18 protein-coding genes and 1 tRNA gene are annotated in these 20,127 nt (G+C 62.2%); 5 read left to right on the top strand and 14 right to left on the bottom strand.

Annotated features, from left to right (window positions below):
- Window positions 1-108: 108 nt before the first annotated feature.
- The 4 genes from IG629_RS06400 to IG629_RS06415 form a co-directional block, all read right to left on the bottom strand.
- Window positions 109-582, bottom strand: a complete 474-nt coding sequence (locus IG629_RS06400) for a hypothetical protein (protein WP_193171141.1) — start codon at window positions 580-582, stop codon at window positions 109-111.
- Between the two features lie 115 nt (window positions 583-697).
- Entirely contained in the window at window positions 698-1,420 is a 723-nt protein-coding gene (locus IG629_RS06405) for a glutamine amidotransferase-related protein (RefSeq protein ID WP_319025026.1), read from the bottom strand.
- 7 nt (window positions 1,421-1,427) lie between these two features.
- Window positions 1,428-2,609: a nicotinate phosphoribosyltransferase gene (locus tag IG629_RS06410; protein WP_193171143.1), complete on the bottom strand. Its 1,182-nt coding sequence runs from the start codon at window positions 2,607-2,609 to the stop codon at window positions 1,428-1,430.
- A gap of 26 nt (window positions 2,610-2,635) precedes the next feature.
- Window positions 2,636-4,027, bottom strand: coding sequence for a class II 3-deoxy-7-phosphoheptulonate synthase (locus IG629_RS06415; RefSeq protein ID WP_193171144.1), 1,392 nt, complete (start codon window positions 4,025-4,027; stop codon window positions 2,636-2,638).
- A gap of 212 nt (window positions 4,028-4,239) precedes the next feature.
- Between IG629_RS06415 and IG629_RS06420 the strand changes: the two genes are divergently transcribed.
- A complete protein-coding gene (locus tag IG629_RS06420) occupies window positions 4,240-5,088 on the top strand; it encodes a c-type cytochrome (protein ID WP_193171145.1) in 849 nt (282 codons plus the stop codon).
- A gap of 39 nt (window positions 5,089-5,127) precedes the next feature.
- On the opposite strand, the gene gor is transcribed toward IG629_RS06420, so the two are convergent.
- From gor to glmU, 7 genes are all read right to left on the bottom strand, one after another.
- Window positions 5,128-6,507: a glutathione-disulfide reductase gene (gene gor, locus IG629_RS06425; RefSeq protein ID WP_193171146.1), complete on the bottom strand. Its 1,380-nt coding sequence runs from the start codon at window positions 6,505-6,507 to the stop codon at window positions 5,128-5,130.
- 268 nt (window positions 6,508-6,775) lie between these two features.
- Window positions 6,776-8,248: an NAD-dependent succinate-semialdehyde dehydrogenase gene (locus IG629_RS06430; RefSeq protein ID WP_193171147.1), complete on the bottom strand. Its 1,473-nt coding sequence runs from the start codon at window positions 8,246-8,248 to the stop codon at window positions 6,776-6,778.
- Window positions 8,249-8,380: 132 nt separating this feature from the next.
- Complete coding sequence (locus IG629_RS06435) at window positions 8,381-9,196, bottom strand: maleate cis-trans isomerase family protein (RefSeq protein ID WP_226886508.1); 816 nt, start codon at window positions 9,194-9,196, stop codon at window positions 8,381-8,383.
- 78 nt (window positions 9,197-9,274) lie between these two features.
- Window positions 9,275-10,438 (bottom strand): M24 family metallopeptidase, encoded by a 1,164-nt coding sequence (locus IG629_RS06440; RefSeq protein ID WP_193171148.1) that lies wholly within the window; start codon window positions 10,436-10,438, stop codon window positions 9,275-9,277.
- On the bottom strand, window positions 10,435-11,643 hold the full coding sequence (locus tag IG629_RS06445; RefSeq protein WP_226886509.1) for a diaminopropionate ammonia-lyase: 1,209 nt from the start codon (window positions 11,641-11,643) through the stop codon (window positions 10,435-10,437). Before IG629_RS06445 ends, IG629_RS06440 begins: the two co-directional genes overlap by 4 nt.
- A gap of 35 nt (window positions 11,644-11,678) precedes the next feature.
- Window positions 11,679-13,502 carry a glutamine--fructose-6-phosphate transaminase (isomerizing) gene (gene glmS / locus IG629_RS06450; RefSeq protein ID WP_193171149.1) on the bottom strand — a complete coding sequence of 608 codons (1,824 nt, stop codon included), beginning with the start codon at window positions 13,500-13,502 and terminating at the stop codon, window positions 11,679-11,681.
- Between the two features lie 25 nt (window positions 13,503-13,527).
- Window positions 13,528-14,907, bottom strand: a complete 1,380-nt coding sequence (gene glmU, locus IG629_RS06455; protein WP_193171150.1) for a bifunctional UDP-N-acetylglucosamine diphosphorylase/glucosamine-1-phosphate N-acetyltransferase GlmU — start codon at window positions 14,905-14,907, stop codon at window positions 13,528-13,530.
- Between the two features lie 230 nt (window positions 14,908-15,137).
- On the opposite strand from glmU, the gene gph reads away from it, so the two are divergent.
- Window positions 15,138-15,806, top strand: coding sequence for a phosphoglycolate phosphatase (gph, locus tag IG629_RS06460; RefSeq protein WP_193171151.1), 669 nt, complete (start codon window positions 15,138-15,140; stop codon window positions 15,804-15,806).
- Window positions 15,807-15,849: 43 nt separating this feature from the next.
- A tRNA-Val gene (locus IG629_RS06465) sits at window positions 15,850-15,924 on the top strand.
- A 70-nt stretch (window positions 15,925-15,994) separates the two neighbouring features.
- Here the strand turns inward: IG629_RS06465 and IG629_RS06470 are convergent.
- Entirely contained in the window at window positions 15,995-16,771 is a 777-nt protein-coding gene (locus IG629_RS06470) for an NAD(P)H-dependent oxidoreductase (RefSeq protein ID WP_193171152.1), read from the bottom strand.
- Between the two features lie 316 nt (window positions 16,772-17,087).
- On the opposite strand from IG629_RS06470, the gene IG629_RS06475 reads away from it, so the two are divergent.
- Both IG629_RS06475 and IG629_RS06480 read left to right on the top strand, forming a co-directional pair.
- Window positions 17,088-18,011: a phytanoyl-CoA dioxygenase family protein gene (locus IG629_RS06475; RefSeq protein WP_193171153.1), complete on the top strand. Its 924-nt coding sequence runs from the start codon at window positions 17,088-17,090 to the stop codon at window positions 18,009-18,011.
- A 7-nt stretch (window positions 18,012-18,018) separates the two neighbouring features.
- A complete protein-coding gene (locus IG629_RS06480) occupies window positions 18,019-18,819 on the top strand; it encodes a phytanoyl-CoA dioxygenase family protein (RefSeq protein WP_193171154.1) in 801 nt (266 codons plus the stop codon).
- Window positions 18,820-18,867: 48 nt separating this feature from the next.
- Here the strand turns inward: IG629_RS06480 and IG629_RS06485 are convergent, their stop codons facing one another.
- Together IG629_RS06485 and IG629_RS06490 are read right to left on the bottom strand one after the other, a co-directional pair.
- Window positions 18,868-19,188, bottom strand: a complete 321-nt coding sequence (locus tag IG629_RS06485) for a chaperone modulator CbpM (protein ID WP_193171155.1) — start codon at window positions 19,186-19,188, stop codon at window positions 18,868-18,870.
- A 3-nt stretch (window positions 19,189-19,191) separates the two neighbouring features.
- A complete protein-coding gene (locus tag IG629_RS06490) occupies window positions 19,192-20,127 on the bottom strand; it encodes a DnaJ C-terminal domain-containing protein (protein ID WP_193171156.1) in 936 nt (311 codons plus the stop codon).

A 20,127-nucleotide genomic window follows, 5' to 3' on the forward strand; every position in this document is an offset into this window, starting at 1 on the left:
GAGCAGATATCCAAAGGCGGCGGAATCTGAATGTCGCCTTTAAGGCACGCAAATAAATCACTCCAGAGACCAGACGATGCCTTCAGTGTGAAAGTGATCCTCCGCCAGTCATTGGTCGAGGTTGCTGAAGAAATCACGTGAGGCCCTCTCGTCAGACGCGGCAGTCTCGGCTGAACTCATACCATCCGGACGCGCCGGCACCGATGCTTTCGCCTCTGTTGGTGCCTTCTCTGGCCCTGCATGGCTTGCGCGCCCTTCTCGGCGCAGGAACGATGCCGCCACCGCACTCTGCGATTGCTCGCCGGACTGGGTCATCGACGCTTCGTCGAGCAGTTTTCGCTGTTTCGCTTCGTTGCCAAGCTCCTGAAGGTTGATGAACAGCTCAAACAATTCCGACAGCTCTTCAGTATTGGAAATAGAACGCCGCGCATTCCGGGCCATCGCGCTGAAAGAGGCCGGCTTGAGCTGATATCTCATCAACATCCCGCGTGTTCTCTGCTGAAGATCAAGCAGTCGCGCAAGCAACTTGTCGTCGCTGAGCTCAGATAGCGCAGGAATAGCCGAGGACGCATTCGAGCTCATTCATCATTTCCAGAAATTACAGCGGTAGAGTTAAACGGATACGCCATGCACCGTCCTGCAAGAACCGGACAGTGTAGATCAAGATCGGCATGCTCAACAGTAGAGGCAGCAGCGCCTAATCCGCCACATCCATCACAGCACGCGGGGAGCCGCGCAGGCCGAGCCAGTCCAGCGTCCCCCTGCCCCACCGGTCAATGCTCTCGCTGAACATCTCAAAGCCCTTGATATGGGCTTCCTTGGGCTGGGCGCCTGGAAGCTCCATGCGGTGTGCGGCGCCTGCCGTCCAGCGCTGGATCATCTCAAGCGTAATCTCCGGATGGAACTGGATGCCGAGCTTGTTGTCGCCATAGAGGTAGGCCTGGTTCGGAAAACGGGTTCCTGTGGCCAGCAGGCTGGCTCCGTCAGGCACATCGAAGCCTTCCTTGTGCCATTGGTAGAAATGCTCGGAATGCTCAAAATACGGGCGACCCTGCTCGGTCGGATGAATCTTCGTGTAGCCGACCTCGACATTGCCCTCGTCATGCAGATAGACCTGCGCACCAAGCGCCCGGGCCAGCAGCTGGCCGCCGAGGCAGATGCCGAAGAACGGTGTATCGGACGCCAGCACCGTGTCCATGAACCTGAGTTCGGCTGCGATCCCGTCCAGATGATCGTCATTGGCGCTCATCGGGCCGCCAAACACGACCACGCCCGCATGATCGTCGAGTGTTTCCGGAAGTTCGTGCCCGATCATCGGGCAGCGCCGATCCAACGTGTATCCACGTTCCTCAAGGAGTACCCCGACATGCCCCGCGACGGAGGTTTTCTGGTGTACGACGATCAGAACCTTGGAAGTCACGGCAACCCTATCTGGTTTTGTCCAACAGGAACTCGCGCCCGACCTTGACGCGCTCTTCGCTACCGTAGCGCACGATATCCGCCGTGGCATAGGTCTCGCTCCACTTCTCAGGGAGATAGGAGCCCGTGCCGATCACGTCAATCGGGGCGTCCGCAAGTGCCATTACCCGGCACTTCTCCGGGGAAAAGCCACTGGAGGCGACGATCTTCACCGCCTTGAATCCGTCCCGGTCGAGCCGCTCGCGCATATGCCAGATCGCGGCCGCCGAAACACCCGTACCGATCAGGTAGCGCAGCTCGTTGTCCGTGCGGTATCCCCGGATCGCCTGCGGGGCCGTCCGGTCGAGCACCTGATAGGACATACCGATATCCATGCCTTCGACATAGCGCCCGCCGTGCGTGTCGAGCCGCACGGCCACCTTGCCGGCAGCGGCCAGTTCCGGGAAGCGCCGGCAGACCGCCAGCGCGTCGGTGAATTCCTGCCCGAAATAATCCACCAGAACCGTCAGGTTCTCTTCCGGGTGGGTCTCGTTGAACATCTCCGCAGCGCGCACGGTCGAGCCTGCATAGCCGATCAGGGCATGCGGCATGGTGCCGTAGCCCCGGTCCTTGGCGAAGAAATGCGCCGTCTCGTCGGAAGCGTTCCCGATAAATCCAACCGCACCCAGCTTGCGCTGTGCCTTGGCGGAGCCGACGCTGGCACCATAGGCCATCATTTCCGCCATTTCCGTTCCGGCGCAGTGCCGGGCGTCCATGGCGAGAAAGGCCGTCTTCGGCATCTCCGCGCACATCACATAGGAATTATAGGCGGCAACGCAGCAGGCCCCGAGCTTCTGCAGGAACTGGGTTTCCAGATCGATCAGGTGATAGAGCGAGCCGGAGACATACATGATCGGCTCGCCCGCACCGACCCAAGAGCCTTCCTTCTGCTTCAGATCGACCTTGAGCTCGACGCCGCGCGCCTTGGCCATGCGTTCAAGCCATTGCATGGCAAGCCGTGGCGCCGATGTCACCGGGCGCCGCATGAATACGGCATAGGTGACATCAACATCGCCAAACTTCGCGACCACCTCCTTCGTACGGAGGAAATACTTGTCGACGAAGCGCGGCAGATCCGATTCCGCCGGATGGCTCACCGTCCGGGGTGTTTCGTCCGGTGTTAGCGACGCAATACCTTCAGAGCCGTCCATGAGCCCCAATCCTACTCAGCGGTCTATCAGGAAGCCGCAGCCATGCTGGCAGTGCCGCCGTTCACACGGCTCTGCTTCATCATATCCGCAATCAGGAAAGCAAGCTCCAACGATTGGGAAGCGTTCAGACGCGGGTCGCAATGCGTATGATACCGGTCCGCCAACGCATCGTCGGTGATCGCCTGGGCGCCGCCGATACATTCGGTGACGTCCTGCCCGGTCAACTCGAAATGCACGCCGCCGGCATGGGTGCCTTCTGCCTGGTGCACTTCGAAGAATTCCTTCACCTCGCCCAGGATCCGGTCGAACGGCCGGGTCTTGTAGCCGCTGGAGGCCTTGATCGTGTTGCCGTGCATCGGATCGCAGGACCAGACAACGTTCTTGCCCTCACGCTGCACGGCACGGATGAAGCGCGGCAGATGCTTGTCCACCTCGCCCGCGCCGACGCGCACGATCATGGTCAGACGACCCGGCTCGTTCTGCGGGTTCAGAACATCGATCAGCCGCAGCATGTCGTCGGTCTCGAGACTTGGACCGCACTTCATGCCGATCGGGTTGGAAATACCCCGAAGATATTCGACATGCGCGCCGTCAAGCTGCCGGGTCCGGTCACCAACCCAGAGCATGTGTGCGGCTGTGTTGTACCAGCCGCCATGTTCGGTGATGGTATCCTTGCGGGTCAACGCCTGCTCATAGCCGAGCAACAGAGCCTCATGGCTTGTGTAGAACTCGGTCTCGCGGAGCTGCTGGTTGTTCTCGGCCGTGATGCCGCAGGCCCGCATGAATTCAAGCGCTTCATCAATACGAGAGACCACACTCTCGAACCGCTCACCCTGCGGCGAATTCTCGACGAAACTGAGAGTCCAGCGATGGATCTGCTCCAGGTTGGCGAAACCGCCCTGAGCGAACGCCCGTAGCAGGTTCAACGTCGACGCCGACTGGTTGTAGACCTTCAGCAGACGATCCGGATCCGGTGTCCGCGATGCTTCTTCGAATTCGATCGCGTTGACCATGTCGCCGCGATAGCTCGGCAGCTCGACACCATCGATCGTCTCCACGTCGGACGAGCGCGGCTTGGCGAACTGACCGGCGAGCCGGCCGACCTTCACGACCGGCATGCCTGCGCCAAAAGTCAGCACCACCGCCATCTGCAACAGCACACGGAAGGTGTCGCGAATGTTGTTCGGGGAGAATTCGGCAAAGCTCTCGGCACAGTCCCCGCCCTGCAGCAGGAACGCCTCACCCTTTACCACCCGGCCGAGGGAGGCTTTCAGACGCTGCGCTTCCCCTGCAAAAACCAGGGTAGGATAACCGCTCAGTTCTTTCTCAACAGCCGCGACTCGCGCCGCGTCCGGATAGGACGGAACTTGCCTGATCGGTTTGCCGCGCCAGCTATCGGGGCTCCAGGTGCCGGCCATCGCTTTTCTCCCAGTAATCGAATCGACCGCTTTTCGCTGTTTTCAGCGAGTGCGGACGAGTTTTGTAACAGTGGAGTTCCGGGAATACCAGCATCTCTGACACGCACCGGAACCGCTTATTTCAAACAGTGAACCTCGTTGGACGCCATGCACTCAACCCGCTATCGTGGAATGGTAAACAAAAATAACAATCCTCCGGCAGGGCTTCACAAATGCGTATCTCGATCCTGATTGTGGTCTTCCTGGCAGCCACCAGCGGCCACACTGCCGCCGAGACGCTTCTGGAACGCGGTGCGTATCTCGTCAACGGCATCGTGGCCTGCGGCAACTGCCACACGGCACAGACGCCGAACGGCCCAGCCCCGGGGTTGGAGTTTGCCGGCACGATCATCGCTGACACACCGGAATTCACAGCATTCGCCTCGAACATCACGCAGGACAAGGAAACCGGGATCGGAAACTGGACCAAAGCCGAGCTGATTCGGGCGATCCGCGACGGCATCCGCCCGGACGGCAGCCTGATCGGGCCACCCATGCCGTTCGGCATGTACCGTCATCTTTCCGACCGGGACGTCGAGGCCGTCGCGACTTACGTGATGCAGGTTCCGGCAGTCTCGAACGCAGTTCCAAAATCCGAATACCGTATTCCTCTGCCCCCCGCCTACGGACCTCCGGTCGGCTCCGTTCCCGAACCGCGCCCGGAAAACATTCTCGACTACGGCGCCTATCTCGCCGGACCCGCCGGCCACTGCCTCGAATGCCACACGCCAATGGTCAAAGGCCGGTTTGACTACGAGAAGCAGACCGGCGCAGGCGGGTTGAAATTCGAGGGTCCGTGGGGAATTTCGGTATCCAGCAACATCACACCGCACGCGGACGGGAATGTGGCGGACTATAGCGACTCTGAGCTCGCAACCGTGATCCGCACCGGCATGCGCCCGGACGGCACCCATATCTTCCCGCCGATGGGTATCTCTTACTACGCCTCGATCAACGACCGGGACATGGCCGCACTGGTCGCCTTCATCCGCACGCTCCCGCCAAAGGAAAGCGCGCAGTAGAAGGGCGAGCGATCAAACGCCCTCGGAGAAACTGACCGCTTATTCCGCCGCCTGCCGCTCCTCCGGATCCGGGCGCTTGGTGCGCATGGTCACGAACTCTTCCGCAGCCGTCGGGTGAATACCGATGGTGGCGTCGAACTCCGCTTTCGTCGCGCCGGCCTTGATGGCAATACCGAGGCCCTGAATGATTTCCGGCGCATCGAGGCCGACCATGTGGGCACCGACCACCCGGTCGGACGCACGGTCGACAATCAGCTTCTGCATGCCGCGCTCCGGATTGTCCGTCAGGGTGTATTTCATCGGCCGGAACCCGGCGACATAGACGTCGATCTCTCCGTACTGATCCCGCGCCTCGGCTTCCGTCAGGCCCACCGTGCCAATCGGCGGCTGGCTGAAGACGGCACTCGGTACGTCCCGGTGATCGGCCTGCATCGGACGATTGTTGAAGACCGTCTCGGCAAAGGAATGCCCTTCGGCGATGGCAACCGGCGTCAGGTTGATCCGGTCCGTCACGTCGCCGACGGCGTAGATGCTGGGCACGGAGGTCTGGGACCATTCGTTCACCACTACAGCGCCACCCTCGGTCAGCTCCACACCGGCTTCGGCGAGGCCGAGGCCCTTGGTGTTCGGATGGCGTCCGGTCGCGTACATTACTTCGTCGACTTCGAGTGTCGAGCCGTCATTCAGATGCACCTTGTAGACATCGCCGACCTTCTCGATCCGGTCAGGCAGCGTGCCCGGGTGCAGATGCATACCCTTCTTGGACATTTCCTCGGTCAGCGTATCGCGCACATCCTCATCGAACCCGCGCATCACCTTATCGGCGCGGTAAATCAAATGGGTCTCGGAGCCGAAGCTGTTGAAAATACCGGCAAACTCGACGGCGATGAAGCCGGAGCCGACAATAACGATCCGGTCCGGGCGCTTCGGCAGTTCCAAAGCTTCGTTCGAGGTAATAGCGTGCTCCATGCCCGGCACATCCGGCACGCTCGGCCAGCCGCCGACCGCGATCAGGATTCGTTCAGCCGTGTAATGCTTGTCGCCCACCGCAACCGTGTGCGCGTCAACCACCGTGCCGCGCCCGTGAATGCGTGTGGCCCCGGCATTTTCCAGCAGGCTGACATAGATGCCGTGCAGCCGGTCCAGTTCCTTTTCCTTGGCGGCAATCATGGCCGGCCAGTCATGGCTGACATTGTCCGCGGACCAGCCGTAACCGGCACCGTCCTGCATGTCGTGACCGAAATGGGAGCCATAAACGAAGAGCTTCTTGGGTACGCAGCCGCGCAGCACGCAGGTACCGCCTTCGCGCTCTTCCTCGATAACCGCGACCTTCGCACCAAAACCGGCAGCCAACCTGCTTGCCCGAACACCGCCGGAGCCGGCACCAATTGTAATCAGGTCAAAATCATAGTCGGACACGGGCGCGCTCCAAGGGTCGGGTCGGATTTCAGGACTGGTTGATGACTGGCTCACAAATAGGAACGCAATTGATGCCTGTCCACCACAAGACAGTCAACGAAGCGGGGCCTAATCCACTCGAAAACGCTGCCTATGACTCTCCCGGCGGCAGGACCATTCACCGTGTTTCCGGAAAGCCCGCCAGTTGAATTGGCGGCATAGCCGCGCACCATCTTCAGAAACAGAAAAGGCGGCACGACGGCCGCCTTTCCTTCTAAAAATGTGCGGGTCAGCCGTTCAGGCCACCCATCAGCAGGTATTTGATCTCGAGGTAATCATCGAGGCCGTATTTCGATCCTTCGCGGCCGAGACCGGATTCCTTTACGCCGCCGAACGGGGCGACTTCGGAGGACAGGATGCCTTCATTGATCGCGACCATGCCGTATTCCAGCGCTTCCGCCACCCGCCAGACCCGGCCAAGATCGCGGGCATAGAAGTAGGAGGCGAGGCCGAACTCGGTATCGTTGGCCAGCTCGATCACCTCTTCTTCCGTCTTGAAGCGGAAGAGCGGCGCCACCGGGCCAAAGGTTTCCTCGCGGAAGATCGCCATGTCGCGGGTCGCCTCGGTCAGCACGGTCGGCTCATAGAACAGCGCGCCGATATTGCTACGGGTGCCACCGGCGGCAACTTTCGCGCCTTTGGCAACCGCGTCCTGGACATGTTCCTCGACCTTGTCGACAGCCGCCGCCTCGATCAACGGGCCCACCGTGACACCGTCACCGAAACCGTTACCCATCTTCATCGCCTTGGCCGCCGCCGCGAACTTCTTGGCGAACTCATCATAGATGCCGTCCTGCACGAAGATCCGGTTCGCGCAGACGCAGGTCTGACCGGCATTGCGGTATTTGCAGATGATCGCGCCTTTCACGGCTTCATCGATATCCGCATCGTCGAAGATGATCAGCGGGGCGTTGCCGCCAAGCTCCATGGAGACCTTCTTCACCGTCGAGGCAGACTGTGCAATCAGCGTCTTGCCGACCTCGGTCGAGCCGGTGAAGGTGATCTTGCGGACCAACTTGCTGTGGGTCAGCTCATTCCCGATAGCGGATGAGCTGGCACCGCAGACCACGTTGAACACGCCTTTCGGGATACCCGCGCGTTCCGCCAGAACGGCCAGTGCGATTGCCGAGAACGGCGTCATCTTGGCCGGCTTGGAGACGAAAGTGCAGCCCGCTGCCAGTGCAGGAGCCGCCTTGCGGGTGATCATCGCGTTCGGGAAGTTCCACGGTGTGATTGAGCCAACAACACCAACCGGCTGTTTCAGAACAACGATACGCTTGCCGTCGGCGGTATTCGGAATGATGTCGCCGTAGATCCTTTTCGCTTCCTCGGCATAGAACTCGACATAGGAGGCACCGTAGGCGATCTCGCCCATGGCTTCGGCGAGCGGCTTGCCCTGCTCTGCCGTCATGATGATGCCGAGATCGCGCTGGTTTTCCATCATCAGGTCGAACCATTTGCGCAGAATGGCGGAGCGTTCCTTCGCCGTCTTTGCCCGCCATTCCGGCCAGGCCGCATTCGCCGCCTCGATCGCGCGGCGAGTCTCGTCCGCGCCCATATCCGGGATCGTGCCAACCACATCGCCCGTCGCCGGGTCCGTCACATCGACCCTGCCGCCGCCATCGGCATCAACCCAGGCGCCGTCGATATAGCCCTGCTCGCAGAACAGGGACGGGTCGGAAAGTTTGCTTCTGATATCCATTAGGGGGCTCCTTCCCTCTTTCACCCGGCAGCGTCGGCCGTTTCCGGCCGGACGGAGCCGGACCATAAACCCCGGCATCTTCAAACAAGCGCCAGGAAATTCTCTTCCATTAAGGCCTGACAGGATATGCTGTCAGGCTACGCAATCACGTTCGTGAGGCGCCGCACCCACCGGGGCAAGGCCGAGGCTTCCCAGTCGCCCAAGTTCCGGCACTGTGCGGGTAATGCCCGCAAGGCGCAGCATGTGCCAGGCCAGTACCTGATTGCTGCACAGGAACGGTTTGCCGGTTGCCTTCTCCGCTTCCTGAATTACCGACGCTGCGCGCAGATTGGTGCATGAGGCGAAGACCGCCTCGACATCCATGTCGCCAGCCACTTTTTCGGCAGCAGACAGAATTGAGCGCGGTGCAATCCGGGCAACCAGGTTTTCTTCCTCCCGGCCGAATACCACGGCCTGAACAAAAGGCGTGCCGCTTTCGGACAGTTCAGCCTCCAGCGCGTCCGTCACCGAACGGATATAGGGACTGACAAGACCCAGCCGTGTCACACCGAGGGCCGCCGCAGCCGCTTTCAAGGCGGACAACGGATTGGTCACCGGTACGCCCGGATGCTCCGACTGCACAAGCTCCCTCACCCGCGCCTCGCCAAGCACCGTCGAGGCCGAGGTACAGCCATAGCCGATGACGGAAAGCGGAGGTTCCTTCAGCAACAGGGATGCAGCGGACGGAATGTGATCTTCCATCTGGCGCAAGGTGTCTGTCGTCACAGTCGGAGAACTGGGGATACGCGTATGGTAGAAGGCAATCGACGGGTCCGCTGTGAAGATACGGAAATCCTGCTCGATGGTCTCGTCCGTCTGCAGGACGATCAGCCCGAGCCGGTGCGGCCACGGCATGAGGGGATCGATTTCATGCTCCTGCATGCCACTCTCTGCATCTTGCGCCGTCAAAGCATCCTCCTATCAATCGCGCCACCATGGCGCTTCAGGGCCGCTGCGATCAACCGCGTCCCCGGCAAGACTGAAATCTTAATGAACGACCGGCAGTTCCTGCGAGGCGCGCCGGGTGAGAAGTTCCGCGCCATCTTGCCCGATCACGATGTTCTCCTCATGCACCATCATCTTGCCTGGCGCAAATTCAAGCCCCGGCTCGAGGGTCAGGACCATGCCCGGCTCCAGCACCGTCCGGTCGGTCGCCGTGATCGACGGCCATTCGGTCAGTTGCATGCCAAGACCATGCCCGAGCCGGCCAACATCGCCGACCTGCGCGCCTCCTGCCTCCAGCACATCTGCCATGGCCCGGAAGAGATCGGCACAGGTTGCACCGGGCCGGGCCGCTGCCAGCGCCGCATCTGTCGCGGCATAAGCTGTCGTATAAGCGGAACGCACGGCAGCGGACGGGGTTCCAATGGCGAAATTCCGGTCGAAATCGCAGAAATAACCGTCATGCATCGTGCCGGTATCGAGGATCAGCACGTCTCCGTCGGTCATCTTCCGGTCCGAAGGAGGAGAAATAATGTCGCCATACCCACCCAGCCCGGCGCCTCCGACCAGATAGGACACGTCATCCGCTCCGGCCGTCATGCAGGCTATCTTGAAGTCGCGGAAAACCTTCCGCTCGCTCATCCCCACACTGAGCCAGGACTGCCAATCCTCAAACACGCCGGACACCATCTGACAAGCCGTTCGAATCTTGTCGATTTCGGCCTCGGACTTGATCATGCGGAGGCGCCGGTGAATGCCCGCATCGTCCCTGAAAGTCGCGTCCGGCAAGGACGCCCGGAGCGCCGCATAGTCGGCCAGAGGCAATCGAAGATGGGATTCGGGGCCGGACGGAACGCCGATGACCGGTTTGTCACCGCCAAGTTCCGTGATCGTATCGGCCAGCAGCGATAACCCCTCATCCTCGGGGCATGGGGAGGGCCAGGTCCGGATATCGTCGATCCAGGTCCGCTCCATTGCGGCCGCACCGATACTCGGAATGACGGCAACAGGCTTGCCGGAGCGAGGAACAAGCAGAAACCAGGGCCGCGTCGGGCTTTGCCAGAACTGGGTCAGGAAGCCGCTGAAGTAGCGCACTTCTGGCTCGGTCGTCAGCAGCAGAAGGTCGAGCCCGTCTGCTGCCATCAGCGCCTGTGCCTGTGCGACCCGCGCCTCGAATTCAGAGACGAGGAAGCCGCGCACCGCGCTCATGCTGCCAGGTCGCCGACAATCGATTTGTAAATTTCAGGATCCGTCGCGCCCTCACTGCCGATCAACAGAACCCGGCTGTCCGGGCCGAGCCCGAGCTGTTCCTTCAGCGCCGGGTTGGCAGCCACAGCCAACAGGCCAACCAGCCCTGCAACGCCGGATTCACCGCCCGTGATCTTCACGCCCGCCTCGCCCGAGGCCAGCAACCGCATGGCCGGGCCAACGCCTTCTTCACCGACCGTGATGTAATCGGTGCATCCGGCAGAAAGGATCGGCCAGGCAACCAGGGACATTTCCCCGCAGGAAAGACCGGCCATCAGAGTTTCCTCATGGATCGGCACGATGGCTGGCTTGTCCTGGCGTGCGCTCTCGATCGCGCAGGCGGCAAGGTCCGGCTCGACGACGATGGAGCGCGGTGCCTTGTCCCCATATCCCTGCCAGAGCCGCGCGACCATCGCGGCGGCGAAACCGCCGACACCGGCCTGCACGAATATGTGGGTCGGCGCTTCTGCGGCCTGCCCCAGCACTTCGCTCGCCATCACCGTGTAGCCCGCCATGACGTCGCGCGGGATGTCGAGATAGCCCGGATAGGAGGCGTCGGAGACCACGAACCAGCCATTCGTCTGAGCCTCATTCTCGCAATATTTCAGCGACAGGTCGTAGTCACCCTCGATCCGCCGGACCTCGGCACCGAAGGCTTCCATCGCCTGCTTCCGGCCCTCGCTAACCTCGGCATGAATGAAGATCACGCAAGTGCAGCCCGCCATCTCGGCACCCCAGGCGACGGAGCGGCCGTGATTGCCGTCAGTCGCACAGGTCACGGTCAGATCTTTCAACGCACTGGCAAATTTACCGGCGCGGATATCGGCCAGCGCCGCATCGCCGTGACCGTTCTCGGCCAGCCACTTGCGGGCCAGCAGCATGACGGCGTAGGCGCCACCAAGGGCCTTGAAGCTGCCGAGACCGAAGCGTGGTCCTTCATCCTTATAGAGAACCGCGCCGATACCGAGATGATCGGCGAGCTTTTCGAGCGAATAGAGTGGTGTCGGCGCGTATCCCGGCCAAGATGAAATCTCCGCGATAGCAGCTTCCGCCATCCCCGTCGGGAACTCAGCCTCCAGTGCGCGCGGATAGGTGCCACCGACGGTGCCATGCGCCGCGTGCTGGCGAAGCAGTTCCGGCGCCATCAGTTCCCGTTCCATCGTCATCCCGTCCGCTCCTCGTGCAAATTACTCCGACCGCGTTACTCCACGGTCACGCTCTTTGCAAGGTTGCGGGGCTGGTCGACGTCGGTGCCTTTTTCCGTCGCGGTGAAATAGGACAGCAGCTGGACTGGCACGGTATAGAGGATCGGCGCTACCATCGGGTCGCATTCCGGCATCTCGAAAGACCAGGTGGCGAGCTCGCCGAGCCGCTCGATCCCGGTCTTGTCCGACAGCAGGATCACCTTGCCGCCGCGCGCCCGAACCTCCATCGCATTGCTGGCGACTTTTTCGAACCAAGGGTCCATCGGCGCCACCATGATGACCGGCAGGCCCTCTTCAAGCAGTGCGATGGGGCCGTGCTTCAACTCACCGGCGGCATAGCCTTCCGCATGGATGTAGCTCAGCTCCTTCAGCTTCAAAGCGCCTTCCAGAGCGACCGGATAGGACAGGCCACGGCCGAGATAGAGCACATCGCGGGCCTTGGACAGCTCGTGACTGACCGGATGCCAGCGCTCCATATCCTTCAGAACCTCGCCGATCTGCGCCGGGAGATGGACAAGACTGTCGAGCACCCCGTTCAGCATCGCGTCGGACGCCGTGCCGCGCTTCCGGGCAAAATCCACGGCCATGGTCAGCAGGGCGACGAGCTGGGTGGTGAAGGCCTTGGTCGAGGCGACGCAGATTTCCGGGCCTGCGAGAGTTCCCAGCACCACGTCGGATTCCCGCGCGATGGTACTTTCCGGCTGGTTCACCAGCGAGAGAATGTGCTGTCCGGCCTCACGGGCGTGGCGCAACGCCATCAGCGTATCCAGGCTTTCGCCGGACTGGGAGATGAACAGTGCCGCCCCGCCGTCCGGAAACACCGGGTTGCGGTAGCGGAACTCAGAGGAGATATCGATCTCGACCGGCACCCGGGCCAATGTCTCGAACCAGTATTTCGCCACCATCCCCGCATAGAAGCTGGTCCCGGCGGCAACGATGGTGAGCTTCGGCAAAGTGGCTGGATCGAACGGCAGGTCCGGAAGTTTGATGGACCGGTCCGTGGCGCTGTAATATTGAAACAGCGTGTAGCCCATGACTTCCGGCTGCTCGTGGATTTCCTTCTCCATGAAGTGCCGGTAATTGCCTTTGCCGATCAGTGCGCCGGTCGCCTCGGTCAGGCTGATCTTGCGCTCAACCGGAGCCCCGGACTCGTCATGTATCTCGGCGCCCGCACGGCGGATGATCGCCCAGTCCCCGTCTTCCAGATAAGCTATCTTCCGGGTGAAGGGCGCCAGCGCCAGAGCGTCGGAGCCGATGAACATTTCGCCATCGCCATACCCGATGGCCAGCGGCGACGCCCGGCGGGCGCAGAGCAGCAGGTCTTCCTCGCCGTCGATCATCAGCACCAGCGCATAGGCGCCGGTCACCCTGAGAGCGATCTCCTTCATCGCCTCTTCCGGGCTCTTTCCGGCGGTCAGCAGCTTTTCGAAATAGAGTGCGACGATCTCGGTATCGGTCTCGCTCTCCGGCGTGATGCCTTCGGCCGCGAGTTCCGCCGCCAGTTCCTGGTAATTCTCGATGATGCCGTTATGGACAATAGTCACCCGGCCGGCCCGGTGCGGGTGGGCATTGCGCTCCGTCGGCGCGCCGTGGGTTGCCCAGCGGGTATGGCCGATGCCGATAGCGCCACCAAGCGGCTGTTCGGTGACGGACTTCTCAAGATTGAAGAGCTTGCCTTCGGCCCGCCGGCGCTCGGCCGGACCTCCGTCCAGCGTCGACACTCCGGCGGAATCGTAGCCGCGATATTCCAGCCGCTTCAGCGCGTCGACAATGGGTTCGGCAACAGGCCGGTTCGCGATCATTCCGATGATGCCGCACATCCGTCGGGCGTCCTTTCAGTCAGATTTACTTTTTCTCGGATTTGCGGCCATTGCCGGCTTTATTGGCAGCCTTCCGGGCTGCCCGGACCTCACGGAAGCGCTTCGCGGCACCCTCGCCGACCGTCCGCTCGCCACGCACGACCACGATATCGTCCGGATTTACATCGTCGCCGATAATGCTGCCGGCCCCGACAAGCGCGCCGTCCCCGATACTGACGGGCGCCACCAGCGAGGAATTAGAGCCAATGAAGGCACCGGCGCCGATCTCGGTTCGGTGCTTCTCGTAGCCGTCGTAATTGCAGGTGATTGTCCCGGCGCCGATATTCGCTCCGGCGCCGACACTGGCATCTCCGATATAGCTCAGGTGATTGGCCTTGGCCCCGTCGCCGAAGGTGGCGTTCTTCACCTCGACGAAATTGCCGATATGCGCCCCGGCTCCGAGATCGGCGCCCGGCCGCAACCGCGCATAGGGACCGACCCGCGCACCATCCGCGACCCTGGCTCCTTCGAGGTGGGAAAAGCTCTTGATCTCGACGCCTTCGCCAATAGTCACGCCCGGCCCGAACACGCAATGCGGCTGCACTACGCTGTCCCGGCCGATCTTGGTGTCGTAGCTGAGAAACACTGTCTCCGGCGCAACGAGAGTGACGCCCGCCTCCATCAGACGAAGCCGCAGCCGCTCCTGCATGCGCGCCTCGGCGGCGGCGAGCCCGGCTCGAGAATCAACGCCCATGGTCTCTACCGGATCGACCCAGACGACAGCGCCCCGGCGGCCTTCTTCCAGGGCGAATTCCAGCAGGTCGAAGAGATAGAACTCGCCCTGCGCATTATGCGGCTCCAACTTGCCGAGCCAGTCGGCGAGCCGGGCCCCGTCGACGGCCAGCGCGCCGCCGTTGCAGAGCCTGATCGACTGCTCATCTTCCGTCAGATCCGGCGCCTCAATGATCCTCAGCAGGTTCCCCGCATCATCCTGCACCAGCCGCGCATACCGCCCCGGATTGTCGCTTTCGAAGCCAAGCACGACAAAGGCCGCGCCGTCCGGTCCATCCGTTGCAGCGACCATCCGCGCGAGCGTGTCCTCGCTCAGCATTGGGGTATCGCCGAACAGCACCAGCACCGTGCCGGTACACCCCTCCAGCTCGCCGAGAGCTGCCCGCACCGCGTCCCCCGTCCCGCGAGGCGGATGCTGGATTGCCGTCGGGATCGGCGCGATGCTTTCCGCCACCGCCTCCTGGCCCGGCGCCAGCACCACAACCCGGCGTTCCGGCGAAAGCGTTTCCGAAGCAGCCAGCACGTGATGCAGCATCGGCCGTCCGGCAACCCGGTGCAGGACCTTCGGCAGGTCCGATTTCATCCTTGTTCCCTTGCCCGCGGCAAGAATGACAACAGCGACGGGAGCGTTCATGAACAGCTAGTTTCCAAGAGGATCCAACACGGTATACGACTGGGCAAAAGTGCCACAGGGCCTTGCGCCGGGACAGTCACGTTTTCTTACTCTTCACAACAACTTGCTGTCAGGCTCCGGCGCGACCGCGTATCTGGTATATAGAGCCGCCAAATTCGACACAATAACGGCATCCCACCCGTGCTATAGGCAGCATTCCAGTCAACAGAACGGCCCCGGCGAGTCTCACAATGCGCACCCTTTCCCACATCGTTTTCGATCTGGACGGCACCCTGATCGATTCCGTGCCCGACCTGCATGCCGCGGGCAACATGCTGCTGGAAGAGATGAGCCTCGCCCCGATCGACCTCGCAACCGCACGCAGCTTCGTCGGCGACGGCGCCCGGGTCTATATCAAGCGCTCCCTCGACGCCCGTGGCCAGACACCGGACGACGCAACCCTGACGGCGGCGACAGAACGCTTCATCGCTTTCTATGAGGAGCATGCAAGCGACCGGACTGTCCCCTACCCGGACGTGCCGGAGACGCTGGCCGCGCTGAAAGACGCGGGCTTCCGTCTCGGCATCTGCACCAACAAGCCGGAGCGGGCGACCCACAAGGTGCTGGCCCTGCTCGGCCTCGATCACCTGTTCGACGCCATTGTCGGCGGCGACACCCTGCCCGTGCGCAAACCGGACCCGGCCCACCCCGCCGCCGTGCTGGAACGTCTGGGCGCCGCGCCGGAGACGGCCTGCATGGTCGGCGATAACGAGCATGACGCCCATTCTGCCAAGGGCGCCGGTATGCCCTTCATCCTGATGCGCTACGGCTATGCCCGCACCCCACTGGAGGAAATCCCCGCCGCCGCCCGGCTCGACCATTTCCGCGATTTGCCGAAAACCATCGCATCGCTCGCTTGACAGCACAAAGCGCGCCCCTTAAGAGAGCGGTCCGTCAAGCGACGGGCGCGTAGCTCAGCGGGAGAGCACTGCCTTCACACGGCAGGGGTCACAGGTTCAATCCCTGTCGCGCCCACCATTCTCAAAGTCCGGATTATCGTCCCGCACCCTAGCGATATCGCTTCGGCAATCCCTCAGCAGGTCCCCACTCAGCTGTAGTCCAGCCGCTCACTGTGGCGAATGAACGGGCTGTGAGACGGTGCGGAGGCTTTGATCCGGCCATCCTCGCCCCAATCCGACATGGTGTTGAACGGCATTTCCGCTTCGTTCTCGATGTTTTGCAGGCGCCTTACATAATCGTCCTGCGCCTTTTGCAGCCGCTCTTCGTGATCCTCTGGCCGCGCATTGAAAGCCCCTGACGTCACGCCATAGGTCACCTGCGGCTCAAGCGCGGAAAAGCCGACATAGGTGAGCGAGAAATTGATCGGCCAGAGCTGCAGGCCGATCTCACCGCACCGGCCATCGAAGGCATAAGCGTCCCGGCTTGGCGCCACGGTCAACGAAAGCATCGCCTTTTTCCCGAAGAACCGTCCGTTCTCTATCTTTCGCTGACTGGAATAGACGTCGCCGTACACAAACACACGGTCGAACCATCCCTTCAGGATGGCCGGCGGCATGTGCCACCACATCGGATATTGCAGGATCACCAGATCCGACTGGTCCAGCAGATCGAGTTCATGACGCACTTCCGGCGGGAGGGTTTTATTGTCAGATGCATGGCGCTGTTCGGCCTGGGCATCGAAACGCCCGGCATCGGAAACGTCCTGATAATGCGCCGCTCGCTCGCACGGATCGAAGCCCATCGCATAGAGATCGGTCGTGGTGACCTGCCATCCCCTTTCCTGCAGAGTGTCCCGCGCCAGTGCCGCCATATGCGCGTTGAAGGATTTCGGCTCGGGATGCGCGAGTACGATATGTGCTTTCATTTTCAGACCCTTACTTCAATTGATCCCGACGAACGGGGAGCATCGTTCACAATCGTCCAAGACCGAAATCCCGTCATTGATCGAGGCGGTAGAGCCGCCCGGGGTGATACTGGTCCGGATACCGGCCCGGAGCCGAGGCCGTTTTCATAGTGCGGCAATCGGGGGCCGCTCTCCCTTCGGATTACTGACCGATCGCAAGAACAGTCCGGCCAAATTCGCGATTCCCGCGCGGATTTTCCGGTTCATACTTCCCTTCAAACAAGAAACGCGCGCCGGTCGGCTCAAGTCTTCCGGCGAAATTGTGGGAGGACTACCGATGCTGGATGCGGAGGATATCGCGTTCTATCGCGAGAACGGCTACCTGATGGTCGAGAATGCGGTGAGTCCCGAACAGCTCGCCAGGCTGCGGGAAATCACCTACGGGCTGATCGAGAAATCCCGCGCCGTCAGCGAAAGTGACGATGTATTCGACCTCGACGAGGGGCACTCGGCGGCACAGCCGCGCCTCACCCGTATCAAGCTGCCGCACAAGCAGGATTCCTACTATTGGAACGTGCTGAAAGACTCCCGCATGACAGAGGTTCTAACCGCCCTGCTCGGCCCCGACACTATGATCCAGACCAGCAAGCTCAACACCAAGGCGCCGGGCGGCGGCGCGGCTGTCGAATGGCATCAGGACTGGGCCTTCTATCCGCACTCGAACGACGACATGCTGGCCTTCGGGCTGATGCTGGAGGATGTCAACGAGGCGAACGGGCCGCTGCAGGTGATCCCGGGCACGCATAAAGGCCCGGTGCTCTCCCACCATTCCGCCGAGAGCGGAGTGTTCTGCGGGGCTGTTGATCCAGAGGACCCGCTGTTCGACCACGAGAAAGCCGTGACGCTCACCGGCAAGGCGGGGTCGATGACCGTGCATCACGTCCGCACGTTGCACGGCTCGGCGCCGAACCTTTCCGATCGCAACCGGCTGATCCTGTTCTACGAATGCCGAGCCGCCGATGCCTGGCCGCTGGTCGGCTCGGCCAGCTACGGGAAGCTTGCATCCGGCGGCGGGCAGGTACTCTGGGACCATTTCGCGGACAGCGTGATCACCGGCAGCATCACCGCCGAGCCGCGCGCCGCAGCGGTGCCGATGCGGCTTCCGCTGCCGCCCGCCCCGGACGCGGGATCGATCTTCAAGACCCAGAAATCCGGCGGCGCCCGCAGCGCGTTCACCGCCCGCGAGAAAGTTGGAGCGTGAGAGCAGAATGAAAGAAGCATTCGAACGCGACGGTTTCGTCTGCCCGATCACCGTGATGCCGGTGGAGGACGCGGCGCACTATCGCAAACAACTGGAAAAGGCCGAGGCCCAGCATGGCGCCGACAAGACCTTCCGAAAGATCCTCAGGCGCTATCCGAACCTCGCCCTGCCCTTCGTCGACGAGATTACAAGGCGCCCGGAAATCACCGACGTCATCGCGGAGATCCTGGGCCCGGACCTGCTGGTGCTCGACGCGCCCTTCTTCATCAAGGACGCGAATACCAGGAGCTTCGTCTCCTGGCATCAGGACCTGCATTACTGGGGCCTGGAGACCGAGGAAGAGGTCACCGCCTGGGTTGCCTTGTCGCCGGCGACGAAGGAAAGCGGCTGCATGCGGTTCGTGGCCGGCTCGCAGGACCGGCAGGTCGATCACAGCGACACGTTCGCCGAGGACAATCTGCTGACGCGCGGTCAGGAAGTCGCGGTGAAGGTGGACGAACGGGACGCAACCGAGGCGGAGCTGATGCCCGGCCAGATGTCGATCCATCACGGCCGCGTCTTCCACGCCTCCCATCCGAACAGGACCGACGACCGCCGCATCGGCCTCGCCATCCGCTACATCCCGGCCCATGCCCGGCAGACCGAAGGCGGCAACATGGCCGCGATGCTGGTGCGGGGCGAGGACCGGCACGAAAACTTCCGGCCCTGCCGCCCACCGGCGGGCCTGATGACCGCGCCGGATCTGGCGCACTGGACCGAAATCGCGGGCGCGCGCAACGCGGTGATGCTGGACGGCAAGCAGGGCTGAGCCGCAAAACCGGTGGCTTAACGCCTTCCGTTATCGACGCGGCGTCTCTCAGTTTTCCTCAAGATGCGCCGAGATCCGCGCCTGCACGTCCTGCGGCTGGGCATTGACCGCCTCTGCAAGCCGGTTCAGCTCACGGCGCAGGCCGTGCACCTGATCGAGCAGCGGCAGAACGACATCAAGGGCTTCATCGTCCAGTGCCAGATCGGTACGGAATTCAACAATCAGCCGCAGACGGGCCACGTCGATTTCCTGGAACACATATCCGTCGCTGCCGCGCACCGGCGCAAGCCAGCCGCGCTCGATCCAGACATGCAACGTCTCGCGCCGAAGCTCGGAAAACAGGCCGAGGATTTCTGCTTCTTCCCGCATGACTCAGCCCTCCTTTTCCGTGCGCGGATCGTAGGAATGGGTCTTCGCCCACTCCTCAAGGAAACTCTTCAGCTCCGCGTCCGGCTCTTTCGGCAATTGCACCCGCAGCGTCACCACCTGATCGCCTGCCGAACGACCGCCCGAGGCAGGCACGCCCTTGCCGCGCAGCCGCAGGGTATCCCCGCTGTTGGAGCCTGCCGGAACACTCATGGTCACGGCGCCCGTCACGGTCGGCACCCGGACCTTGGCGCCGAGAACCGCTTCATGCAGGCCGATGGGAAGGTCGGTATGGATATTGTTGCCATGGCGGCGAAAGCCGGGATGCGCCGCGACGTGAACCTCGACATAGGCATCACCGGCCGGACCACCGCCATGTCCCGGCATGCCCTGACCGCGCAGCCTGAGAATCTGGCCCTCGTGCAATCCGGCCGGAATAGAAAGATCCAGCACCTTGCCGTTCGGCATGGTGACACGCTTTTTCGCGCCGTTGATCGCTTCGAGAAAAGGCACTTCTATCGAATAGCGGACATCGCCGCCGCGCATCCGGAATTCGGCGCCATCCGCACCCCGAGCGCCCGCCTGGCCTCCACCCCGCGCATGGGCGCGGAACAGATCCGAGAAGACATCGCTGATATCCTCATACCCCGCGCTCGACTGGTAGGGATGCTCCCCGCCTGCCCCGGCATAGTCGCGGTAATAATGCTGCCGGGTCTCGTTCCCTTCAGCATCGATGGCGCCGGCATCGTACTGCTTCCGCTTTTCCGGATCGGACAGCAGGTTGTTGGCGGCCTGAAGCTTCTTGAAGGTCTCCTCCGCGGCCTTGTCGCCGGGGTTGAGGTCCGGATGGTACTTCTTCGCCAGCTTCCGGTAGGCCTTCTTGATGTCATCGCTGGACGCATCCTTGGAGACGCCCAGCACCTCGTATAGCTCGTCCGCCAC

The sequence above is a fragment of the Nisaea nitritireducens genome (genome assembly GCF_014904795.1).
Taxonomy (GTDB): Bacteria; Pseudomonadota; Alphaproteobacteria; order Thalassobaculales; family Thalassobaculaceae; genus Nisaea; species Nisaea nitritireducens.

Bases quoted from the DNA above. Each gene is read 5' to 3' on its own strand.
- IG629_RS06415 (WP_193171144.1), bottom strand. From the start codon at position 4,027: ATGGCCGGCACCTGGAGCCCCGATAGCTGGCGCGGCAAACCGATCAGG.
- gph (WP_193171151.1), top strand. From the start codon at position 15,138: ATGCGCACCCTTTCCCACATCGTTTTCGATCTGGACGGCACCCTGATC.
- IG629_RS06470 (WP_193171152.1), bottom strand. From the start codon at position 16,771: ATGAAAGCACATATCGTACTCGCGCATCCCGAGCCGAAATCCTTCAAC.
- glmU (WP_193171150.1), bottom strand. From the start codon at position 14,907: ATGAACGCTCCCGTCGCTGTTGTCATTCTTGCCGCGGGCAAGGGAACA.
- IG629_RS06430 (WP_193171147.1), bottom strand. From the start codon at position 8,248: ATGGATATCAGAAGCAAACTTTCCGACCCGTCCCTGTTCTGCGAGCAG.
- IG629_RS06485 (WP_193171155.1), bottom strand. From the start codon at position 19,188: ATGCGGGAAGAAGCAGAAATCCTCGGCCTGTTTTCCGAGCTTCGGCGC.
- IG629_RS06480 (WP_193171154.1), top strand. From the start codon at position 18,019: ATGAAAGAAGCATTCGAACGCGACGGTTTCGTCTGCCCGATCACCGTG.
- IG629_RS06400 (WP_193171141.1), bottom strand. From the start codon at position 582: ATGAGCTCGAATGCGTCCTCGGCTATTCCTGCGCTATCTGAGCTCAGC.
- glmS (WP_193171149.1), bottom strand. From the start codon at position 13,502: ATGTGCGGCATCATCGGAATGATCGCGAACCGGCCTGTTGCCGAACCC.
- IG629_RS06475 (WP_193171153.1), top strand. From the start codon at position 17,088: ATGCTGGATGCGGAGGATATCGCGTTCTATCGCGAGAACGGCTACCTG.
- IG629_RS06445 (WP_226886509.1), bottom strand. From the start codon at position 11,643: ATGACGATGGAACGGGAACTGATGGCGCCGGAACTGCTTCGCCAGCAC.
- IG629_RS06410 (WP_193171143.1), bottom strand. From the start codon at position 2,609: ATGGACGGCTCTGAAGGTATTGCGTCGCTAACACCGGACGAAACACCC.
- IG629_RS06420 (WP_193171145.1), top strand. From the start codon at position 4,240: ATGCGTATCTCGATCCTGATTGTGGTCTTCCTGGCAGCCACCAGCGGC.
- IG629_RS06440 (WP_193171148.1), bottom strand. From the start codon at position 10,438: ATGAGCGCGGTGCGCGGCTTCCTCGTCTCTGAATTCGAGGCGCGGGTC.